We start from the raw sequence: 21,743 nt of genomic DNA, 5'->3' as shown, positions 1-21,743 counted from the left end.
CTTGGTTAACGGGGTCTCACCGCCCCACGCTTCCCGCCTGTGGCGAACCGGACCGGAACTGGCCGGACTCGGCAACGTTGGCCGGGACGTTTCGAGATCCTCCGGAGATGATTGTGCCGCGCCTTCCCCTCGCCCTCGCCTGCCTCCTGCTCGCGGCCTCTCCCGCCCTCTCCCCCGCCCTTGCCCAGACCAAGCCCGGCGAGATCAAGGGCGTCGACGCGATGGGCGACAAGTCCCGCAGCGCCCAGGACGGCTGGAGTCAGGCTCCGGTGCCGCGTGAGGAATCCGCCGCGAAGGATGCGCCCAATCCCGGCGGTCGCTCCATCGAGGAAAACAAGGACCGGCCGGTCCCGGCCGCCAACCCCACGGGCACGCCCGCCACGGAGCCGCAAGCCCCCTCGAGCACCGGGTCCCGAGCCCGTCCGGCAGCAATCCTGCGGTTCCCGCAAAGCCGTAAAAGTCGCGCCGCGGCAAGGGATTAAGGGATCATGAAAATCGTGGGTCGCGGCACCGACAGAATCGCGATCCGTGTCAGCGGACCGCACTTGCCTTGCGCGCCATTCTCTGGGACAGGTTCGAATTATACCAGTGTGGGAGAAGGGGGGCGGACATGACAGTCCAGGTCTCCCGGCGCGGCCTGTTGAAGGGTGTCGGCGCCGGACTTGCAGGAGGGTCCCTCGGGGCCCTCGGATTCGGCGGGTTGCAACCCGCCATGGCCGCCGCCGTGCGGCCCTTCAAGCTCGCGCAGATGCGCGAAACCCGCAACACCTGCCCCTATTGCTCGGTGGCTTGCGGCGTCATCCTCTACAGCCTCGGCGACCGGTCGAAGAACGCCCGCTCGTCGGTGATGCACATCGAAGGTGATCCGGACCATCCGGTGAACCGGGGCACCCTGTGCCCGAAGGGTTCGGCCCTGCTGGACTTCGTCCATGCCGAGACCCGCACCAAGTATCCGCTCCACCGCGCGCCGGGCTCCTCCGAGTTCAAGCGCGTCTCCTGGGACTTCGCCCTGGACCGGATCTCGACCCTCCTGAAGGAGGACCGCGACCGGAACTTCGTGGCCAAGAACGGCGACCTCACGGTCAACCGCTGGACCACGACGGGCTTCCTCGGGGCCTCGGCCACCACCAACGAAACGGCTTGGCTCACCTATAAGGTGGTCCGAAGCATGGGTGCCCTGGTCTTCGACAACCAGGCTAGAGTTTGACACGGTCCGTCGGTCGCCAGTTTGGCGCCCTCCTTCGGACGCGGTGCGATGACCAACCTTTGGATGGACATCAAGCACGCGGACGTCATCACCGTGATGGGCGGCAATGCCGCCGAAGCTCACCCCTGCGGCTTCAAGTGGGTCGTCGAGGCGAAGGCGCATAACAACGCCAAGCTCATCGTCGTGGACCCGCGCTTCACCCGCACGGCGTCGGTGGCCGATCTCTACTGCCCGATCCGGCAGGGGACGGACATCGCGTTCCTGTCGGGCGTGGCGAAGTACCTGCTCGACAACGACAAGCTCCAGCACCGCTACGTGAAGGCGTTCACCAACGCCGGCTACGTCGTGCGCGAGGGCTACGACTTCCAGGAAGGCCTGTTCGCCGGCTACGACGCGGACAAGCGCGACTACGACAAGACCACCTGGGACTACGAGATCGGCCCCGACGGCTACGCCGTGGTCGACGAGACGATGCAACACCCGCGCTGCGTCATGCAGCTCCTGAAGAAGCACGTCTCGCTCTACACACCGGAGATGGTCGAGAAGATCTGCGGCTCGCCCAAGGAGACCTTCCTCAAGGTCTGCGAGCTGATCGCGTCGACCTCGACGCCGGATCGGGTGATGACCTCGCTCTACGCCCTCGGGTGGACGCACCACTCGAAGGGGTCGCAGAACATCCGCTCGATGTGCATCGTGCAGACCCTGCTCGGGAACATCGGCATGCTCGGCGGCGGCATGAATGCCCTGCGCGGCCACTCCAACATCCAGGGGCTGACCGATATCGGGCTGATGAGCAACCTCATCCCCGGCTATCTCAACATCCCCGTGGAGAAGGAGCCCGACTACGCGAGCTACATCGCTAAGCGGCAGTTCAAGCCGCTGCGTCCGGGACAGACGAGCTACTGGCAGAACTACAACAAGTTCTTCGTCTCGTTCCAGAAGGCGATGTGGGGCGACAAGGCGGCCAAGGAGAACGACTGGGCCTACGACTACCTGCCCAAGCTCGACGTGCCGACCTACGACGTGCTGCGCGGGTTCGAGCTCGCCAAGCAGGGCAAGATCACGGGCTACGTCATCCAGGGCTTCAACCCCCTGCTGTCGTTCCCGAATCGCGCGAAGATGACGGAAGCCTTCTCCAAGATGAAGTTCATCGTGGTGATGGATCCGCTCAAGACCGAGACGGCCCGGTTCTGGGAAAACCACGGCGAGTACAATCCCGTGGATCCGACCAAGATCCAGACCGAGGTGTTCGAACTGCCGACCACCCTGTTCGTCGAGGAAGAGGGCTCCCTCTCCAACTCGTCGCGCTGGCTGCAATGGCACTGGCAGGCCCAGGACGCGCCGGGCGAATGCCGCTCGGACATCGAGATTATGTCGGAGATCCATCTCCGCATGAAGGAGAAGTACGAGAAGGACGGGGGCGCGTTCCCCGATCCGATCGTCAATCTGACCTGGAACTACGCGATCCCGGATTCGCCGACGCCGACCGAACTCGCCCGCGAGCTCAACGGCTACACGGTGGCCCCGACCACCGACCTGAACGGGGCGCAGATCCCCGCCGGGCGTCAGGTGGATGGCTTCGCGCAGCTCAAGGACGACGGCTCGACGGCCTGTGGCTGCTGGATCTATTCCGGCTGCTACACGGAGAAGGGCAACATGATGGCCCGCCGGGACAACACCGATCCCGGCGACAAGGGCATCGCCCCGAACTGGGCCTTCGCGTGGCCGGCCAACCGCCGCGTGCTTTACAACCGCGCCTCCTGCGACGCGGACGGCAAGCCGTGGTCGGAGAAGAAGAAGCTCATCGAGTGGAACGGCAAGCAGTGGGTCGGCTTCGACGTGCCGGACTACGGCGTGACCGTGGCGCCCGATAAGGGCGTCGGCCCCTTCATCCTGAACCAGGAGGGCGTCGCCCGCCTGTGGACCCGCGGTCTCATGCGCGACGGGCCGTTCCCGACGCACTACGAGCCCTTCGAGTCCCCGGTGCAGAACGTCGCCTTCCCGAAGATCAAGGGCGCGCCTGCGGCCCGCATCTTCAAGGACGACCTGGCCGATCTCGGCGATGCGAAGGAATTTCCCTACGCGGCGACGAGCTACCGCCTGACCGAGCACTTCCACGGGTGGACCAAGCACGCCCGGATCAACGCGATTCTCCAGCCGGAGGCCTTCGTGGAGATCTCGGAAGAGCTCGCCAAGGAGAAGGGCATCGAGAAGGGCGGCTGGGTCCGCGTCTGGTCGAAGCGCGGCTCCCTGAAGGCCAAGGCCGTGGTCACCAAGCGCATCAAGCCGCTGATCTGCGACGGGAAGCCGGTCCACGTGGTCGGCATCCCGCAGCACTGGGGCTTCATGGGCCACACCAAGAAGGGATGGCACCCGAACTCGCTGACGCCCGTCGTCGGCGATGCCAACACCGAGACGCCGGAGTTCAAGGCCTGGCTCGTGAATATCGAGCCGACCACTCCGCCCTCGGATGCGGTCGCGTAAGGGGGAGCATGCATCATGGCTGACTACAGCTCCCTCGACATCCGCCAGCGCTCCGCCTCCACGGAGACGCCGCCGGAGATCCGCCGCCAGGTGGAGGTCGCCAAGCTCATCGACGTGTCGAAGTGCATCGGCTGCAAAGCCTGCCAATCGGCCTGCGAGGAGTGGAACGACCTGCGCGATGACGTAGGCGTCAACACGGGCACGTATCAGAATCCCCACGACCTCACGCCGAAGTCGTGGACCCTGATGCGGTTCACCGAGTACGAGAACCCCGAGACACAGAACCTCGAATGGCTGATCCGCAAGGACGGCTGCATGCACTGCACGGAGCCGGGCTGCCTCAAGGCGTGCCCGTCCCCGGGCGCGATCGTGCAGTACTCCAACGGCATCGTCGACTTCATCGAAGAGAACTGCATCGGCTGCGGCTATTGCGTGAAGGGTTGCCCCTTCAACATCCCGCGCATCAGCCAGACCGACCACAAGGCGTACAAGTGCACCCTGTGTTCGGACCGGGTGGCGGTGGGACAGGCTCCGGCCTGCGCCAAGGCCTGCCCGACCGGCTCGATCATGTTCGGCACGAAGCAGGCGATGATCGACCAGGCGCATTCGCGCGTGGAGGATCTGAAGTCCCGCGGGTTCCAGCATGCGGGTCTCTACGACCCGGCCGGCGTTGGCGGCACGCACGTCATGTACGTGCTGCACCACAACGACAAGCCGAGCCTCTACGCGGGCCTGCCGAACGATCCGAAGATCTCCCCCCTCGTCGCCTTCTGGAAGGGCGGGGCCAAGGTGTTCGGTCTGGCGGCCATGGGCTTCGCGGCGGTCGCGGGCTTCTTCCACTACGTCACGGCCGGTCCGAACGAAGTGGCGCCCGAGGAAGAGGAAGAGGCGGCCGAGATGGCCAAGTCCCGTCGCGGCGGCGGTGAGGCGCGGCCGCACTGATGAAACCGGGTGGGATGCCGGGGCTCGCTCCGGCATCCCGCAGGGTTCGACCCTGCGCCCGCAAAAGGGACGTTCCCTTTTGAAACCCATGATTTCCGGGTGAAACCGATGACCACTCCCAGCGACATCCGTGATGGCGAGACCCGCCCGCTCCACCTCGACAAGGGCGGCGCGCCGGAGGTCATCTACGTTCCGCGCTATACCGGCCTGCAGCGGGTGAACCACTGGATCACCGCGATCCTGTTCACCCTCCTCGCCCTGTCGGGGCTGGCGATGTTCTCGCCCTACCTGTTCTCGCTCACCGGCCTGTTCGGCGGCGGACAGGCGACGCGGGCCATCCACCCCTGGTTCGGCGTCTTCCTGGCGGTGAGCTTCGTGTTCCTGTTCGTGCGCTTCTGGAAGCTCAACATCCCCAACAAGGACGATGTCGAGTGGACGAAGCATATCGGCGACGTCGTGACCAATCGCGAGGATCGCCTGCCGGAACTCGGCAAGTACAATGCCGGGCAGAAGATGGTGTTCTGGGGCCAGACCGCCCTGATCGCCGTGATGCTCGTCTCTGGCCTGATGATCTGGAACACCTATTTCGGCGGCCTAACCACCATCGAGACTCAGCGCTGGGCGCTTCTCGCCCACTCGCTCGCGGCGGTCATCGCCATCGCGATCATCGTGGTGCACATCTATGCCGGCATCTGGGTGCGCGGCACCGGCCGGGCCATGGTCCGCGGCACCGTCACCGGCGGCTGGGCCTATCGCCACCACCGCAAGTGGTTCCGCCAGCTCGCAGGCGGCAACGTCCGCAAGGGCCCGGTCGACAAGCGGGGGTCGTAGGGACTTCCCTCCCCTCGCCGTCATAGCGAGCGCAGCGAAGCAATCCAGGGAAGCGCCACGTCCTTCGATGTCGCGCCGCCCTGGATTGCTTCGTTGAGGCTCGCAATGACGGACGAACTGTCTTGCGCGGACACGAGACGAGAAGGTTTCACCCGTGGTTCGGTTCTTCAAGCGCGGCGCCAAGGCGTCTGAGACGGCGTCGAAAGATGACGTCGTGCCCGCGCCCCAGAAAAAGTCCTTCGACGAGATCAAGCCCGATCCCGACAAGATCGGCATTTCCGGCTCGGTGCCCTTCGTGCGCCTGCCGGAGCCGGGATCGCTGTTCCAGGCACGGGCCGAGCGGTTGCTCGCCCTGGCGCCGGGCCACCCGCTGGAAGCCTATCTGCGCCTCGTGGCCGAGGTCGCCCGTGCGCAAGGCGTGGTCGAGGCCGAGCGCGCCACAGCTGGCTGGGACGTGACCGATCCGGACGAGGCGGGACGGGCGGTGCGTGTCGAGCACGGCATGCCGCCGCTTTCGCGACACGTGATCGAGGCCGATCCGAGCTTTCAGGACGCCCTCGACGGTCTGCTCCACGCCCTCGACCTCGCGGCGGCGCCGGAAGAGGCGCGGGCTGCTCAGGCCGCCCTGCGTGCGGCGTCGAGGGAGGATCGCCTCGACCTCGCGGTGCAGGTCTTCGAGGGGGCGATCCCCGTGGAGCGTGTGGCGGAGTGCCTGTTCGTCTCGGCGGCTTTGCAGGTCTGCCTCGCCCGCCGGGCGGCGCGGCTCGACGCCAAGGCCCTGAAGCCGGTGGCGGACGGCGTTTGCCCCTGCTGCGGCGGTGCGCCGACGGCGAGCGTGATCGTCTCGTGGACCCCGGCGGACAAGGCCCGCTACCTCAGCTGCTCGCTCTGCGGCACGCTCTGGAATCACGTCCGTATCCGCTGCACCGCCTGCGGCGACGGCGAGGGCGTCAGCTATTACGGGATCGACGAAGTGTCGAAGGACGTGCAGGTCGAGACCTGCTCGACCTGCCACAGCTACCTGAAACACCTGCACCAGCACCGCGCCCCGGCCCTCGACCCGTTGGCCGACGACATCGCCTCCTACGGACTCGATCTCAAGATCACCGAGGAGGGGTTCAGGCGTGCAGGGTTGAACCTGCTGTTCGTGGTGTAACGAACACGTCCGGCGATCATCCCACTCTCGCCCTCATCCGAGGCTGCTTCGCAGCACCTCCGGATGAGGACGAGGATGGGGTATTCGCCTGTCCAATACCTACCGGTAGCCGTAACGCGATTTGGCGGCGGCGAGCGGCCGCGGGCTTCGCCCTCGCGGCCTGCGGCGCAGGTCTCGGCGGCGCGCGCGAGATCCGCGTCGAACCGGTCGCCAACAGCCTTGTTGAGGTTCTCCGTGGCCACGTCGCTGGCGACGATCGCGCGGGTGCGGGCGATCTCGGGGCCGCAGCCGGTGCCCGTGGGGAGCACGGGCGGCGCGGGCGGGCCGCCGACGGGGACGATGGGCTCGCGCACCTTCGCCGAGGACTGGCAGCCCGCGAGGGCGACGGCGGCGATCAGGACGAGGCAGAAACGGGACGCGGCCACGGCTGTCATTCCTTCGCGCCGGGATGCGCCGACGCAGCGAACGGGTTGTGAGCCGAGCGTGGCCTTGGGTCAATCGAGGCGTGGCCTGGGTCGATCGAGGCGCGGCCCGCCCTCCCCGCCGAAGCGGAGCGGCGGGCCGCGACCGGCCGCAGGCTTACTTCGACTTGTCGGCGATCGCCTTCAGGCCGGAATCGTAGATGCCCTGGATCGCGTCCTTGGCGACGGTGTCCGGGGCGCCCTTGGCGTTGAAGTTGCCGGTCCAGGTCACCTTGGAGCCCTGCCCGTCCGGGGCCACCGAGAGCGTGGACTTGTAGTCGGAGACCGGGAGCGGGCTCTCGAGGATGGTGTAGGTGTAGCTCATCACCTTGTCGTCGCGGGAGAGCTGCTCTTCCTTGATCGCGCCGCCGCCCTTCAGGCTCAGCAGGCGGACCTTCTTGCCGTCCATCTCGGAGGGCGTGCACTTCTCGACGGCCGGATGCCAGTTTCCGATGCCGCAGAAATCGCCGATCGTCTGCCAGACCTTGGCCGGGGGCGCCGCGACGGTGGTCGACCGCTCGAGGTCGATCGCATGGGCCGGGGCGGCGGCGGTGAGGGCGAGAGCCGCGATGGCGAGGGTGCGGCGGTTGAGGATGAACATGCAGGCAGTCTCCGTCCGTTTGAATGCGCGGCGCAGGCCGCGGGGCTTTCTCTGGCCGGGGCTGACGTAGGTGAATTCTCTGCTCCGGCAATGGGGTTCGGGCTGATCCGCGACCGAAGGCGTTCCGCCGCGTCACGTTTCCCGGTATGGGAGCGTCTTCCCCCACCCTGCCGAATCCTCTCGAACCCGGACATCATGGCCGCCGCCCCGCCCGCCCTCACCCTCGACCCCGGCCTGATCGAGGCCGCCGCCAGCGCCGCCGCATGGCCCTTCGAGGAGGCGCGCAAGCTCGTCGCCCGGCTTGAGAAACTCGGCAAGAACGAGGTGCTGTTCGAGACCGGCTATGGTCCCTCGGGCCTGCCGCATATCGGCACCTTCGGCGAGGTGGCCCGCACCTCCATGGTGCGCCACGCCTTCCGGGTGCTGACGCGGGACAGCGTGCCCACCCGGCTGATCGCCTTCTCGGACGACATGGATGGCCTGCGCAAGGTGCCGGACAACGTGCCGAACCGGGAGTTGCTGGCCGCTCATCTCAACCAGCCGCTGACCAAGGTGCCCGATCCGTTCGGCACCCATGACAGCTTCGGGGCGCACAACAACGCGGAACTGCGCCGCTTCCTCGACGCGTTCGGGTTCGCTTACGAATTCCGCTCGGCCACCGAGTGCTACCGCGCAGGCCTGTTCGACGCGACGCTGATGCGCGTGATGGAACGCTACGACGCGGTGATGGAGATCATGCTTCCGTCGCTGCGCGCCGAGCGCTCGGCGAGCTACTCGCCCTTCCTGCCGCTCCACCCCATCACCGGCCACGTGATGCAGGTGCCGATCGATGAGGTGCGGGCCGACAAGGGCACCATCGTCTGGCGCGACCCCGCGACGGGCGAGGCCTACGAGACCCCCGTGACGGGCGGCCATGCCAAGCTGCAATGGAAGCCTGATTGGGCGATGCGCTGGGTGGCGCTCGGCGTCGATTACGAGATGGCCGGCAAGGACCTGATCGACTCGGTGAAGCTCTCGGGCAAGATCGCCCGCGCGCTCGGCGGCGAGCCGCCGGAGGGCTTCAACTACGAGCTGTTCCTCGACGAGAAGGGCCAGAAGATTTCGAAGTCGAAGGGCAATGGCCTGACGATCGATGAATGGCTGAAGTACGGAACGCCGGATTCGCTGGCGCTGTTCATGTATAACAAGCCGCGCGAGGCCAAGCGACTGTTCTTCGACGTGATCCCGCGCCATGTCGACGAGTATATCGGCTTCCTCGACCGTTATGCGGGGCAGGATCCGAAGAACCGCCTCGGCAACCCGGTCTGGCATCTCCACGCGGGCAACCCGCCGGAGCCGGAAAAGGTCGAGGGCGCGAGCCTGACCTTCGCCATGCTCCTCAACCTCGCGGCCGTGGCCAACACCGAGGATCCGGCGGTGCTGTGGGGCTTCATCCGCCGCTATGCGCCCAGCGTCGGGCCGGAGAGCCATCCGGGTCTCGACCGGCTGGTCGGCCATGCCCTCAAGTACTTCTCGGATTTCGTCCGCCCGGCCAAGACCTACCGGGAGCCGACGCCGGAGGAGCGGGCGGCGCTGGAGGACCTTCACACCGTGCTCGGTGAGCATCTCGGCTCGACCGACCCGGAAGCCCTGCAGGCGGCGGTCTACGAGGTCGGGCGCCGGCATTTCCCGGACCTGTCTGGCAAGGCCAAGAGCCCGGATGGGCGGCCCGGCGTGTCGCAGGCGTGGTTCACGAGCCTGTACAATGTGCTGTTCGGCGAGGCGCGCGGACCGCGCTTCGGCTCCTTCGTCGCCCTTTACGGCGTCGAGGAGACCCGCGCGCTCATCGCCAAGGCGCTCTCGGGCGATCTGATCGCCGAGCACCAAGCCTTCGTGGGGACTTCACACCCGTCGACCTGACTCACCCGCGACGCCGTCTTCCTCGTCCCTGCTTCGCTGCGCTCGCGATGACGGGGGTCGGGGGCGGCTCGCCCCTCACCCGACCAGTGCCAGATCCTGCATCTCGGTTTCGGGGATGACGTCCACCTCGACCTTGAGGCGTTGGCGGCCTGAGCCGGTGACGATGCCGTCGATGGGGGCCACGTCGCCGTAATCGCGGCCCTGGGCCACGGTGATGTGGTCGTCCTGCACGGCGCAGGAATTGGTCGGATCAAGCCCGTGCCACGCGTTCCCGCACCAGACGGCGACCCAGGCATGGCTCGCGTCGGCGCCGCGCAGGCGCGGCTGGCCGGGCGGCGGCACGGTGCGCAGGTAGCCGCTGACATAGGCCGCTGGAAGGCCCATGCCGCGCAAGGCGGCGATCATCACATGGGCGAAGTCCTGGCAGACGCCGGCCCGGCCGGCGAAGGCCTCGGCCAGCGGCGTGTGCACGTTCGTCGCCTTGGAATCGAAGCGGAAATCCGCCCGGATGCGCCGCATCAGGTCATGGGCCGCGCCGTAGGCGCTGCGCCCGGCGGCGAAGCTCGGGCGGGCGTAATCGGTCACCTCGCGCAGCAGGGGCACGCGGTCGCTCGGAAACAGGAAATGCACCGGCGCCCGCCCTGACAGGTCGCGCGAGACGAGGGCGCTATCGCGCACCGCCTCCCACGGGGTGCCACCCTCCGGTGGCGGCGGGGGACGGCGTTCGACCCGCACCGTCGACAGGGCCTCGACGCCGAACGTCGTGTGCGGCGCCTCGATCGTAATCGCCAAGGCCTCGATCCCGAAATAGTCGCGCCGGGTCACCGCCGTTGCCGGGCTCGGATCGATGGTGACCGTGCTCGACAGCAGGGCCTGCCCGTCCCCGTCCATCGGTTTGAGACGCAGGGAGCAGCGGGCGAAGCTCACCGCCCGGCCATACCGGTAGGTCGTGCGGTGCCGCAGGGTGTAGATCATGCCACGCATCCGGCCGGGGGGCGGATGGCCATCAGCCCAACCCCGTCAGCTTCTCCGACCGCGGTGCATGCGGCCCGGTCGGGAAATAGCGGGCCACGATGCCGTCGGCGAGGCGTTCGAGGTCGGTATTGAGCGCGCTGAGGCGGACCGCATCGAAATCCGCCGCCTCTCCGTGGCGCAGCTCCCCCTGGATACGGCCCGCGAGGCGGCAATGCGGCTCGAGCAGGCCATCCGCCGCGAGGGCGGGCAACTCGTTGAGATGGCGCTTGACCGCCTCGACCTGGAAGGCGATCGAGCGCGGGTTGTAGGGGTCGAGCAGCACCATGTCCCGCACGGGATCGAGGGCGGCGCCCTGCATGTAGCGGCGGCCGTAGCTGATCTGCGAATCCGCCAGCGCCAGCATCGTCCCGAGGCAACCCGGCGTCGCCTCGTCGTTGGCGAAGGCCAGGGCGAAGGTGCAGGTGTTGATCGCCCGCTCAACCCTTCGGCCCAGTTCCGCGAAATGCCAGCCCTCGGCCCGGCTGGTGTTCTCGTGGGCGAGCCCTGACAAAGCCGCGAGGTGGCTCAGGGTCCGCTCGGCCCGCGTGGCGAGCTGCGATTCGGTGAAGGCGCGCTCGGTATCGAGGGAGAGCAGGTCCGACAGGTCGGCCAGCACCCGCCACGTCTCGCCGGAGAGGCGGGCGCGGAGCGCTGCGGCGTTGCGGCGGGCGGCCGTGACATGCGCCCGCGCCGAGCCTGGCTGGTCGCGACCGCACAGGGCCTGCTGCGCCAGCAGGGCGGTCGGCAGGTCGGCGGCGGCGACGCTGGCCCATTCCCCCAGGAGCGCGCGGATCGCCAGGGCGGCGGGCGCATCGGGCGAGCCGGAAATATCGGTGCCCACGGCATCGCCGAAGCTGCGCAGATGGGCGAGAGTCAGGCGGGTCACCGCCTCGGCGCGCTCGGCGTAGCGGCCGAACCAGAACAGCCCGTCCGCCGCCCGCGCGGGCAGATGGCCGCCGAGCCGCCGCACCCGGGGTGCCGCCTGCGATCCAATGAGCGGCGCCTCGATCGGCTCGTCCGACAGCACCCAGACATCGGCCGAGCGGATGCCGAGCCGCAGTTCCAGCGGATCGACATTGTCCCGCTCGGACATCCGGCAGAAGCCCCCTCGCATCACCGTCCAGCCGGTGGCGGTGCGGGCGGCGAAGACACGCACCACGAACGGGCGGGGCACGAGGTACAGCCCCTCCTCGCCCCGCTCCCAGCCCGGCATGGTCGAGAGCGGCGCGGGCTCCTGCGCCACATAGTCGAACGGCCGGTCGCGCAGGGCGTCGACCACGGCGGCGCGTTCGGCGGCCAACGCCGAGGGGGCAAGCAGCGCGTCCCGCCCGGCCCCGCGCGAGGGCGTCGCGGCCGGGCGCAGGACCAGCCGGTCGAGATTGGCCTGGACATGGGCCAGCCCCTCCAGATCGCCGCACCACCATGTCCGCGGATGCGACAGGCGCAGGGGCTCCCCGAGGAGGCGTCGGCACAAGCCGTCGAGATAGGGAGCGAGCGCCGCCGATTCGACGAGGCCCGAGCCGGGCATGTTGGCCATCACGAGGGTGCCGTTGCGCAGGGCGTCCAGCACCCCCGGCACGCCGAGCCGTGAGGCCGGATTCAGTTCGAGCGGGTCGAGGTAGTCGGCATCGATCCGCCGCCACAGGGCATCGGCCCGCTTCAGGCCCGAGACGGTGCGCACGTGCAGCCGCCCGTCGCGCATCACGAGGTCGTCGCCCTCGACGAGCATCAACCCGAGGTAGCGGGCGAGCGCCGCCTGCTCGACATAGGTCGAGCTGTAGGGGCCGGAGGTCAGCAGGCAGATGCGCGGATCGGCCCGCTCGGCCCCCAGCGCCAGCCCGTTGCGAAACGCCTGGAAGAAGGTGGGCAGGCGCTCGACCTGCAGGTCCTGGAAGAAGTCCGGGAAGGTCCGCGCCAGGACCATGCGGTTCTCCAGCGCCCAGCCGAGGCCGGAGGGGGCCTGGGTCCGGTCCGCCAGCACCTGCCACCGTCCGTCCGGGCCGCGGGCGAGGTCGGCCGCGTAGAGCCGCAGATGGTGGCCGCCGGGGGGCGCCACGCCGTGGAGCGGGTGAAGGAATTCGGGGTTTCCGGCGACGATCGCTGCCGGAAGCTGGCCCGTCGCGACGAGATCCCCCGGCCCGTAGACGTCGGCGAGGATCGCCTCCATCAATTCGGCCCGCTGGATCAGCCCGGCGGAGAGGTCGCGCCACTCCTCCGCCTCGATCACCAGGGGCATCGCCCCCAGCGGCCAGGGATGCTCCCGCTGGTCGCCCGCGATGCGGAAGGAGATGCCCGCATCCCGGATGTGCCGCTCCGCCGAGACGAAGCGGGCCATGATCTCCGCTTCGGTCAGGCCGCCCAGCCGCTCCAGCAGGCGGCGCCAGACCTCGCGCGGGTGCCCGTCCGGCCCGAGATACTCGTCGGGCAGGCCGGGGCTCGTGCGGTATTGCGCGGTCCAGCGCGCGATGCGCTGACCGATGGCCTCGCCCGGATCGATGCCGATCGCGAGCGCCGCACTCATCGGGGTGCGGGTGTCCGTAGATCGAGGGTCAAGGGGAACTCGGCGCTCACCTCGGTGGCGGGCATCGCGACACGGCCCGGCGTATGGCCGTGCGTCTGGAAGCGGGCAAGGCGCCGCCCCTCGGCCTCGTAGGCGTTGACCGGATGGGTCTCGTAGTTGCGCCCGCCCGGATGGGCGACGTGATAGCGGCAGCCGCCGAGCGAACGCCCGCTCCATGCATCGAGGATGTCGAAGGTGAGCGGCGAGTGGGCGGGAATGGTCGGGTGCAGGCTCGAGGCCGGCTGCCACGCCTTGAAGCGCAGGCCCGCCACCGCCTCACCGGCCCGGCCGGTGCCCGTCATGGGCAGGCGGCGGCCGTTGCACGCGACGACGTGGCGGCCGGGGACGAAGCCCTCGACCTTGACCTGTAGCCGCTCGACCGAACTGTCGACGAAGCGCACCGTGCCCCCGCTCGTCCCTTCCTCACCCATCACGTGCCAAGGCTCCAGCGCTTGGCGCAGTTCGAGCTTGACCCCGCCCTGCTCCACCGTGCCGAAGACCGGGAACCGGAACAGGGCCTGCGCCTCGAACGCCGTGGGATCGAAAGCGTAGCCCGCTTGGCGGAGGTCTTCCAGCACGTCGAGGAAGTCCGCCCAGAGGAAATGGGGGAGCATGAAGCGATCATGCAGGCTCGTGCCCCAGCGGACACAGCCGCCCTCCTGCGGTTCCCGCCACAGCCACGCGACGAGCGACCGCAACAACAACTGCTGCGCGAGGCTCATCCGCGCATCCGGCGGCATCTCGAAGGCGCGGAACTCCAAGAGACCGAGGCGGCCGGTCGGCCCGTCCGGGGAATAGAGCTTGTCGATGCAGATCTCGGCCCGGTGGGTGTTGCCGGTCACGTCGATCAGGACGTTGCGGAACAGCCGGTCCACCAGCCAGCGGGGAATGTTCGGCGTGTCGGGCGCGGGCACCTGCGCCAGCGCGATCTCCAACTCGTAGAGCCCGTCGTGGCGGCCCTCGTCGATGCGCGGCGCCTGACTCGTCGGGCCGATATAGAGGCCCGAGAACAGGTACGAGAGCGAGGGTGCCGCTGCCAGTAGAGCACGATGCTCTTGAGCAGATCCGGCCGCCGCAGGAACGGCGAATCGTCTGGCGTGACACCGCCCAGCACCACGTGGTTGCCGCCGCCCGTGCCGGTATGGCGGCCGTCGGTCATGAACTTCTCGGCACCGAGGCGGGTCTGGCGCGCCTCCTCGTAGAGCCGGGACGTGATGTCCACCGCCTCGCGCCAGGACGCGGCGGGATGGACGTTGACCTCGATCACACCGGGATCGGGCGTGACCTTGATGAGGGACAGGCGCGGATCGAAGGGCGGCTCGTAGCCCTCGACATGGATCGGCTGCTTCAGTTCGGCCGCGACCGCCTCGAGGTGGCCGACGAGTTCGAGATACTCGTCCACCCGCTGCACCGGGGGCATGAACACCCGGATCACCCCGTCGCGGGGCTCGATGGCCAAGGCCGTGCGCACGGCGACGCCGCTGACGCCCGCCCCGTTGGCGGGTGGGGTGGTCTTGGCGGGATTGCCGGGGTTGGCCGGGGTGACGGTCCTGGATCCCCCCGTTCCCGTCGCCTCCTTGGCCTTGGACTCGGGCAGGGCGCCGCGCGCCTCCAACGGATCCTGCGGCTGGTAATAGGGGTAGTGCTCCGGCGGCACGTAGGGCAGCGAGGAGAGCGGCAGGCGGTAGCCCACGGGGGAATCCCCCGGCACCAGATAGGCGTAGCCGCGCCCGAACTCCCATTTCTCCGAGATCCAGACGCGGCCCGAATCGCCGTCCTTGCCGGTGGGCAGGCTCGCCAGCGGCAGCACATAGCCGGCCGCCTCCCCGAGGCCGCGTTCGTAGACCCGCTTGATCCGGGCATCGAACTCCACCGAGCCCGATTTTGCGGCTGCGGTCGTGACGTTGACCGGCAGGTCCGTGCGCTTCTTCTCCCAGACGTCGCCGTCCTCGAAGGCGGGGAAGACATAGTCTTTGAGGCCGAGCCGTGCGGCGAGTGCGTCCGCGAAGGTTTTGGCCTGGGTGATCGTCGCCTCGCCGGTCCCGCCCTCGGGGGCGATCAGGGCGGGGTCGTGCCAGACCGGCTTGCCGTCCTTGCGCCAGTAGAGGGCGAAGGCCCAGCGCGGCAGGCTCTCGCCGGGATACCACTTGCCCTGGCCGTAATGGAGTAGGCCCCCCGGCCCGAACGTCTCGCGAAGGCGGCGGATCAACTGGTCCGCCAAGCCGCGCTTGGTCGGCCCCACGGCGGCGATGTTCCATTCCGCCGCCTCGAAATCGTCGATCGAGACGAAGGTCGGCTCACCGCCCATGGTCAGGCGCACGTCCTGCGCGACGAGATCGGCATCGACCTTCTCGCCGAGCCGGTCCATCGCCGTCCAGACATCCTCGGAATAGGGCTTGGTCACGCGGGGCGTCTCGGCCACGCGGGAGATGCTCATCCGGAAGTCGAACTTGGTCTCGGCGGGCTCCGCGAGGCCCGAGATCGGCGCCGCTGAGCGGTAATGCGGCGTGGCGGCCAGCGGGATGTGCCCCTCCCCAGTCAGAAGGCCAGAGGTGGCGTCCATGCCGACCCAGCCCGCCCCCGGCAGGTAGACCTCGGCCCAGGCATGCAGGTCGGTGAAGTCGTTCGAGGCCCCGGTCGGGCCATCGACGGCGGTGGTGTCCGGCACGAGCTGGAGCAGGTAGCCGGAGACGAAGCGTGCCGCGAGGCCGATCCGGCGCAGCACCTGCACCAGCAGCCATGCCGAATCGCGGCAGGAGCCGCTCTTGAGGGTCAGGGTCTCCTTGGGCGTCTGCACTCCCGGCTCCATCCGGACGCCGTAGGCGATCTCCTTCGCGATCATCCCGTTGAGGGCCACGAGGAACAGGACGGTGTTGGTCTCCTCCGGCAGGCGGGCGAGCACCGCCTCCATCTCCGGTCCGTCCGCATCGACGGGCACGAGGTAGGGAGCGAGTTCCTCCCGCAGTTCCGGGTCGTAGGCGAAGCCCTTCGTCTGCGCGTAGTCCTCGACGAAGAAGTCGAACGGGTTGATCACCGCCATGTCGGCGGTGAGATCGACCTCGACCTTCAACTCGTCGGTCTTCTCCGGGAAGACGAGGCGTGCGAGCCAGTTGCCGCTCGGATCCTGCTGCCAGTTGATGAAGTGGTTCTGGGGCGTCACCTTCAGCGCATAGGCCGGCACCTGCGTGCGGGCATGCGGCGCGGGCCGCAGGCGCACCACTTGCGGTCCGAGGCTGATCGGCCGGTCGTAGCGGTAATGCGTGACGTGGTGCAGGGCGACTTTGATCGACACGTCGGCTCCGTCTCAGGATCGCGCAGGTTCGGACCCGCCCCGGTTATGAGGCAAGGCTCGCCCGCAAAGCAATTTCCGTGCGGGGTCGAAGCGGAACTGTTCGGCAGGAACTTTGCCTCCCGGCCCCGCTTGACCGAAGGGGACCGGCGCGCCGATCCTCAGGACTGCCGCCCATGAAGATCTTCCAGTGCCAAGCCTGTGACCAGCCGGTCACGTTCGAAGCGACCGCGTGCGAAAGCTGCGAGCGCCGACTCGGCTATGTCTGCGCGCGGCACGAGGTGTCGGCCCTCGAGCCGTCCGGCTTCTCCACCCATCCGAACATGGGCGGGGCACAGATCTTCCACGCCTATGCCGATCCGGGCCCGCGCTACCGCGCCTGCCAGAACGCGGTATGGAACGCCTGCAACTGGCTCGTGCCGGAGGAGAGTCCGGACATCTTCTGCACCTGCTGTCGGCACAACCGCGTCGTGCCCGACCTCACCGTGCCCTGGAACCACACCCGCTGGCGGCAGGTCGAGACGGCCAAGCACCGGCTGTTCTACTCGCTGCTGCGGCTCGAACTGCCGCTCGCCACCCGCGTCCAGTACACGGACGGCCTCGCCTTCGACTTCCTGGCCGATCCGTCCGAGGCCAATGCCAGCGGGGCGCCGGTGATGACCGGGCACATCAACGGCCTCATCACCATGAACATCGCGGAGGCCGACGACGTCGAGCGCGAGCGCCGCCGCATCCTGTTCGGCGAGCATTACCGCACCTTGCTCGGGCACTTCCGCCACGAGATCGGGCACTATTTCTGGTACTTGCTGGTGATGAACGGGCCCTTCCAGGAGCCGTTCCGGGCGCTGTTCGGCGACGAGCGCCGCAACTACGTCCAGGCGTTGCATGACCATTATGCCGGGGGCGCTCCGGCCGATTGGGAGGGGAGCTTCGTCTCGGCCTACGCCACCGCCCATCCCTGGGAGGATTTCGCCGAGACCTTCGCCCATTACCTGCACATCGTCGATACGATCGAGACCGCCTCGACCTTCGAACTGCACGTGCGCCCTCGCCTGCGCGAGCGCGGCAGCGTGCGGCGCCCGCCGCCCACGGTGATCGATTTCGACCCCTACGACACGGCCGACCTCGACCGCCTCATCGAGGCGTGGCTGCCGCTGACCTACGCGGTGAACTCCCTGTCGAGCAGCATGGGCCAGCCCGCCCTCTACCCGTTCACGCTGACCCCGGCGGTGATCGCCAAGCTCGCCTTCATCCACGAGCGTATCTACGCCACCCGCGTCGGCGTGATGCCCATTCCGGGCGATGCCGAGGCGGACATCCTCCGCGCCGTCATCACCGGCCTCCGCCAGAAGATCGCAGCGCCGCTGGTGTGAAGGGGCTCGTCGGCGCCGGTATCCGGCGCGCGCCTGACGGTCCGGAGCTACCCTCCCCGCCCCTCGGCAAACGCCCGGAACGCCTCCAACGTCTCGGCGCTGACATGGTGCTCGATGCCCTCGGCGTCCCGGCGCGCGGTTTCGGGGCTGACGCCCAGCGCGCAGAGGAACCGTTCCACGATGCGATGGCGCTCGCGCGCCTCGCCCGCCAGCCGCTTGCCCGCCTCGGTGAGGAAGACGCCGCGATAGGGCCGCTGCTGCACCAGCCCCTCGTCGCACAAGCGCTTCAGCATCTTGGCGACGGTCGGCTGCGCCACGCCGAGGCGCGCCGCGATGTCGACCTGCCGCGCCTCGCCGCCATCGCCGATCAGGTCATCGATCAGCTCGACGTAATCCTCGACCAGTTCGAGCCGACGGGCCTCGCGGGCCTGCCGGAAGCTCTCGACGTGACGCTCGGGATCGACGAGCGCGGTCTCGCTCCGACCGGACGCCTCCGGTTCCTGCATCTGGCTGTCTCCCTCGGAGCCTGGTCACGTCCTTAGAGCGAGGGAAGCCGGGCATGCAATCCGCCCCTCGTCCGACCCCGTCATGGCCCTCTTGTCGACAGCCTCGGCTTTTCTATATAGCTTATGCTATACGAAGGGAGCCGGACGGAATGGCGGCAGGCGATCTCGCCGTGACGGAACGGCGCGCCGAGGGCGGGCTCAGCCAAGCCACGGAGGACGGCATCCGCGCGGTGCTCGACGGGCGGCCCGGCGGTCGCGGCCGGTTCCTGTTGTTCGTGGGTCCGGCGGTGACGGCGTCCATCGCCTACATGGACCCCGGCAACTTCGCGACGAACATCCAGGCCGGTGCCCGCTACGGCTACAGCCTGCTTTGGGTGGTGCTGGCGGCGAACCTGACGGCGATGCTGTTCCAGGCCCTCTCGGCCCGGCTCGGCATCGTCACGGGCAAGAACCTCGCGGAGCATTTTCGCGATGCCGCGCCGCGGCCGGGCCGGTTCGCCGCCTGGGCGGTGAGCGAGATCGCCGCCATGGCCACCGACCTCGCGGAGTTCCTGGGCGGGGCGATCGGCCTGTCGCTCCTCGTCGGCATGCCGCTCATGGCGGGCATGGCGGTCACGGCCGTCGTCACCTACGCGTTCCTGCTGTTGGAGAACCGGGGCTTCCGGCCCCTCGAGATCGCCATCGGCGCGATGGTCGGCACGATCGGGCTTTGTTACGCGGTGGAGCTTCTGATCGCCCCCGTCGCCTGGGGCGCGGTGGCCAAGGGGCTCGTGACCCCGCACATCCCCGATGCCGAGGCGCTGACCATCGCGGTCGGCATCATCGGCGCCACGGTGATGCCGCACGCCCTATTTCTGCATTCCGGTCTGACCCAGGGGCGCGGCGCCCCCGGAACGAGGCCGACCGGCGGCTCCTCGTCCGCTTCTCCGACCGGGAGGTGATCGTCGCCCTGGCGCTGGCGGGCCTCGTCAACATGGCCATGGTGATCATGGCGGCGTCGGCCTTCCATCTCGGACACAGCGAGATCGCGGAGATCGGCGAGGCCTACCGGACGCTGACGCCCCTCCTCGGCCCGGCGGCGGGCGCGGCCTTCCTCGTGTCGCTCATCGCCTCCGGCCTGTCCTCGTCGGTGGTGGGGACGCTCGCGGGGCAGATGGTGATGCAGGGCTTCACCGGCTGGCGGATCCCGCTCCTTGTGCGCCGCCTCGTCACCATGGCCCCGGCCTTCGCCGTGGTCGCGGCGGGGGTGGACCCGACCCGGGCGCTCATCCTCTCGCAGGTCGTGCTGTCCCTGGCCCTGCCCGTGCCGATGATCGCCCTCGTGGTGTTCACGAGCCGCCGCAGCGTGATGGGGCCCTTCGCCAACGGTCCGTGGACCAAGGCCGCCGCCACCGCCGGGGCGGCGGTGGTGCTGGCGCTCAACGTGGTGCTGCTGGCGCTCGCCTTCGGCGTGCCGGTGCCGGGATTGGCCGATTAGCCGTTTGATCCCGGCCTTTGATGGACCGGGCCCTCGAGCTCGTCCGCGTCCGCTTCCACGGTTGGCGGAGGCGGACGTCGAGGGCGTCGTGACGGATCAGGCCGCGCGGATGGTGCTGAGGAACCGGGCGACCTCGGCCGAGAGGTGCTCGGACTGGCGCGACAGCTCGCTCGAGGCTGAAAGCACCTGGCTCGCCGCCGCGCCGGTATCCTCCGAGGCGCGGGCCACGCCCACGATGTTGGTCGTCACCTCGCTGGTGCCCGTCGAGGCCTGCGAGACGTTGCGCATGATCTCCTGCGTCGCCGCGCCCTGCTGCTCCACCGCCGCCGCGATCGAGGTCGCCACGTTGTTGATCTCGCGGATGCGACCGGTAATGCCGCCGATCGCCGTCACCGTCTGATCCGTCACGCCCTGGATGTCGCCGATCTGTACCGCGATCTCCTCCGTGGCCTTGGCGGTCTGGTTGGCGAGTTCCTTCACCTCGGCCGCGACGACCGCGAAGCCCCTGCCCGCTTCACCGGCGCGGGCGGCCTCGATCGTGGCGTTCAGGGCGAGCAGGTTGGTCTGGCTGGCGATGTTCGAGATCATCCCGACCATGTCGCCGATCCGCGCCGAGGTCTGGCGCAGGGCCTGAACCAGCGAGGCGCTCTGGTCGGCCTCGCCGACGGCGGCCTGGGCGAGGGTGGCCGAGCCCTGCACTTGGCGGCCGATCTCCTGGACGGAGCTGCCAAGTTCCTCGGCCGCCGCCGCGACGGTGCCGACATTCGAGGAGGCTTCCTCGGCGGCGGCGGCGACGGTGGTCGATTGGGAGGCGGCTTCGGCGGCGGAGGAACTCAGCTGCTGGGCGGTGGCCTGCAACTCGGTAGCCGAGGACGAGACCATGCCGACGATGCCGCCGACCGCCCGCTCGAAGCCGTCGGCGAGTTCGATCATGGTGCGCTTACGCTCCTGGGCGGCGGCCTCGTCGGCGAGGTGCCTCATCTCGGCCTGCTCGAGGGCCTTCTGAGCGACCATGGTCTTGATGCCTTCCACCGCCTTGCCGACGGCGCCGATCTCGTCGCCGCGCGTGGCCTCGGGAATGGCGGCGTCGATCTCTCCCTGCGCCATGCGCCGCAGCACGCCGACAAGGCTGGCCAGCGGCCGCGTGATGCCGACGACGACGATCAGCATCGAGAGCGCGATCGCTCCGAGCAACCCGGCCACGGAGGCGCCGATCAGAAGCTGTTCGGTCCGCGTCACGGCCTGCCCGGCCGCGTCGCGCTGGTGCTGCAATTCGCCTTTCAGGCGTTGGACGTTTGCGGCCAGCGCTTCACGGATCCGGGTCCGCACATCGTCGGAGTCGGTCAGCAGGATCTTCGCGGCCGCTTCCTTGTCGTTCTTGAGGCCCAGGGCGTTTGCCCGATCCTGCGTTGCGGAATACTCCTGCAGAAGGCTCTTGAGCGCGAGGTTGTAGGCATTACGCTCGGGAGAATCGGCCATCGCGGTCAATGCGTCGAGCCCTTCGATCGAGCCCTGCAACGCGGTGTCCCAGCGCGCCTTGGCGGTGGCCCTCTTCTGCTCGTCATTCTGAAGGATGATGGTGCGCGACTGGATGGCCATTTCATTGAGGTGGGAGCGGATGCGCAGCATCTGCTCAAGGCGGACCGCGTCCACGTCGACGATCCTGCGCGTATCCTGGGCAAGCCTGTCGAGGCCCGCCGTCGCATAGAACATCAGCCCCGAGGCGATGATCGCCATCAGGCCGAGCGGCACGATGGCCTTGACGATGATTTTCGAACTGCGCAGCATGCCGGGCCCCCTGACCAACGAATTCAGTTCTATATCGTTGGTGCTTGTGCAGTATAAAAACTATTAAACCGGCAAAAAATCGAATGTTTTAGCGCGTTTAACAATCTAAAGTTACATCGCTGATCAGAAACAACGTGGAGGGCTGATGGGTGACG

General features: G+C 68.5%; 12 protein-coding genes and 3 pseudogenes. 8 read left to right on the top strand and 7 right to left on the bottom strand.

Annotated features, from left to right (window positions below; genetic code table 11):
• Positions 1–113: 113 nt before the first annotated feature.
• The 5 genes from ACFQE0_RS19805 to fdhE all read left to right on the top strand — a co-directional run bounded on the left by ACFQE0_RS19805 (position 114) and on the right by fdhE (position 6,620).
• Positions 114–482, top strand: a complete 369-nt coding sequence (locus ACFQE0_RS19805; protein WP_378972712.1) for a hypothetical protein — start codon at positions 114–116, stop codon at positions 480–482.
• A 128-nt stretch (positions 483–610) separates the two neighbouring features.
• Positions 611–3,691 carry a formate dehydrogenase-N subunit alpha gene (gene fdnG / locus ACFQE0_RS19800; RefSeq protein ID WP_378972709.1) on the top strand — a complete coding sequence of 1,027 codons (3,081 nt, stop codon included), beginning with the start codon at positions 611–613 and terminating at the stop codon, positions 3,689–3,691.
• A 15-nt stretch (positions 3,692–3,706) separates the two neighbouring features.
• A complete protein-coding gene (fdxH, locus tag ACFQE0_RS19795) occupies positions 3,707–4,633 on the top strand; it encodes a formate dehydrogenase subunit beta (RefSeq protein ID WP_378972707.1) in 927 nt (308 codons plus the stop codon).
• Positions 4,634–4,741: 108 nt separating this feature from the next.
• Positions 4,742–5,464, top strand: coding sequence for a formate dehydrogenase subunit gamma (locus tag ACFQE0_RS19790; protein WP_378972704.1), 723 nt, complete (start codon positions 4,742–4,744; stop codon positions 5,462–5,464).
• Between the two features lie 154 nt (positions 5,465–5,618).
• On the top strand, positions 5,619–6,620 hold the full coding sequence (fdhE, locus tag ACFQE0_RS19785) for a formate dehydrogenase accessory protein FdhE (RefSeq protein ID WP_378972701.1): 1,002 nt from the start codon (positions 5,619–5,621) through the stop codon (positions 6,618–6,620).
• Between the two features lie 99 nt (positions 6,621–6,719).
• Here fdhE and ACFQE0_RS19780 read toward each other — a convergent pair.
• Positions 6,720–7,054: pseudogene (locus ACFQE0_RS19780) on the bottom strand (hypothetical protein).
• 145 nt (positions 7,055–7,199) lie between these two features.
• A complete protein-coding gene (locus ACFQE0_RS19775; RefSeq protein WP_378972699.1) occupies positions 7,200–7,682 on the bottom strand; it encodes an SRPBCC family protein in 483 nt (160 codons plus the stop codon).
• 195 nt (positions 7,683–7,877) lie between these two features.
• Between ACFQE0_RS19775 and ACFQE0_RS19770 the strand changes: the two genes are divergently transcribed.
• Complete coding sequence (locus ACFQE0_RS19770; protein ID WP_378972697.1) at positions 7,878–9,581, top strand: lysine--tRNA ligase; 1,704 nt, start codon at positions 7,878–7,880, stop codon at positions 9,579–9,581.
• A 75-nt stretch (positions 9,582–9,656) separates the two neighbouring features.
• On the opposite strand, the gene ACFQE0_RS19765 is transcribed toward ACFQE0_RS19770, so the two are convergent.
• From ACFQE0_RS19765 to ACFQE0_RS19755, 3 genes and pseudogenes are all read right to left on the bottom strand, one after another.
• Positions 9,657–10,556: a transglutaminase family protein gene (locus ACFQE0_RS19765; protein ID WP_378972695.1), complete on the bottom strand. Its 900-nt coding sequence runs from the start codon at positions 10,554–10,556 to the stop codon at positions 9,657–9,659.
• 31 nt (positions 10,557–10,587) lie between these two features.
• A complete protein-coding gene (locus tag ACFQE0_RS19760) occupies positions 10,588–13,116 on the bottom strand; it encodes a circularly permuted type 2 ATP-grasp protein (RefSeq protein ID WP_378972693.1) in 2,529 nt (842 codons plus the stop codon).
• A pseudogene (locus tag ACFQE0_RS19755) lies at positions 13,113–16,447 on the bottom strand (transglutaminase family protein). The gene ACFQE0_RS19760 and the pseudogene ACFQE0_RS19755 overlap by 4 nt, the downstream one beginning before the upstream one ends.
• A gap of 173 nt (positions 16,448–16,620) precedes the next feature.
• Between ACFQE0_RS19755 and ACFQE0_RS19750 the strand changes: the two are divergent.
• Complete coding sequence (locus ACFQE0_RS19750; RefSeq protein WP_378972691.1) at positions 16,621–17,817, top strand: zinc-binding metallopeptidase family protein; 1,197 nt, start codon at positions 16,621–16,623, stop codon at positions 17,815–17,817.
• A 47-nt stretch (positions 17,818–17,864) separates the two neighbouring features.
• Here the strand turns inward: ACFQE0_RS19750 and mntR are convergent, their stop codons facing one another.
• Entirely contained in the window at positions 17,865–18,323 is a 459-nt protein-coding gene (gene mntR, locus ACFQE0_RS19745) for a manganese-binding transcriptional regulator MntR (RefSeq protein ID WP_378972689.1), read from the bottom strand.
• A 149-nt stretch (positions 18,324–18,472) separates the two neighbouring features.
• On the opposite strand from mntR, the pseudogene ACFQE0_RS19740 reads away from it, so the two are divergent.
• Positions 18,473–19,800 (top strand): annotated as a pseudogene (locus ACFQE0_RS19740) (Nramp family divalent metal transporter).
• Positions 19,801–19,896: 96 nt separating this feature from the next.
• On the opposite strand, the gene ACFQE0_RS19735 reads toward ACFQE0_RS19740, so the two are convergent.
• On the bottom strand, positions 19,897–21,588 hold the full coding sequence (locus ACFQE0_RS19735) for a methyl-accepting chemotaxis protein (RefSeq protein ID WP_378972687.1): 1,692 nt from the start codon (positions 21,586–21,588) through the stop codon (positions 19,897–19,899).
• Positions 21,589–21,743: the final 155 nt, after the last annotated feature.

Source organism: Methylobacterium komagatae (assembly GCF_042661665.1).
Lineage (GTDB): Bacteria > Pseudomonadota > Alphaproteobacteria > Rhizobiales > Beijerinckiaceae > Methylobacterium > Methylobacterium komagatae.
Note: the sequence above shows the minus strand (reverse complement) of the source record. Positions and strands in the feature narration are given on the sequence as shown.

What these genes read in the sequence shown, in the direction of transcription:
- ACFQE0_RS19770 (WP_378972697.1), top strand. Translation starts at nt 7,878, where the DNA reads ATGGCCGCCGCCCCGCCCGCCCTCACCCTCGACCCCGGCCTGATCGAG.
- ACFQE0_RS19775 (WP_378972699.1), bottom strand. Translation starts at nt 7,682, where the DNA reads ATGTTCATCCTCAACCGCCGCACCCTCGCCATCGCGGCTCTCGCCCTC.
- ACFQE0_RS19760 (WP_378972693.1), bottom strand. Translation starts at nt 13,116, where the DNA reads ATGAGTGCGGCGCTCGCGATCGGCATCGATCCGGGCGAGGCCATCGGT.
- ACFQE0_RS19790 (WP_378972704.1), top strand. Translation starts at nt 4,742, where the DNA reads ATGACCACTCCCAGCGACATCCGTGATGGCGAGACCCGCCCGCTCCAC.
- ACFQE0_RS19735 (WP_378972687.1), bottom strand. Translation starts at nt 21,588, where the DNA reads ATGCTGCGCAGTTCGAAAATCATCGTCAAGGCCATCGTGCCGCTCGGC.
- ACFQE0_RS19750 (WP_378972691.1), top strand. Translation starts at nt 16,621, where the DNA reads ATGAAGATCTTCCAGTGCCAAGCCTGTGACCAGCCGGTCACGTTCGAA.
- fdxH (WP_378972707.1), top strand. Translation starts at nt 3,707, where the DNA reads ATGGCTGACTACAGCTCCCTCGACATCCGCCAGCGCTCCGCCTCCACG.
- ACFQE0_RS19765 (WP_378972695.1), bottom strand. Translation starts at nt 10,556, where the DNA reads ATGATCTACACCCTGCGGCACCGCACGACCTACCGGTATGGCCGGGCG.
- mntR (WP_378972689.1), bottom strand. Translation starts at nt 18,323, where the DNA reads ATGCAGGAACCGGAGGCGTCCGGTCGGAGCGAGACCGCGCTCGTCGAT.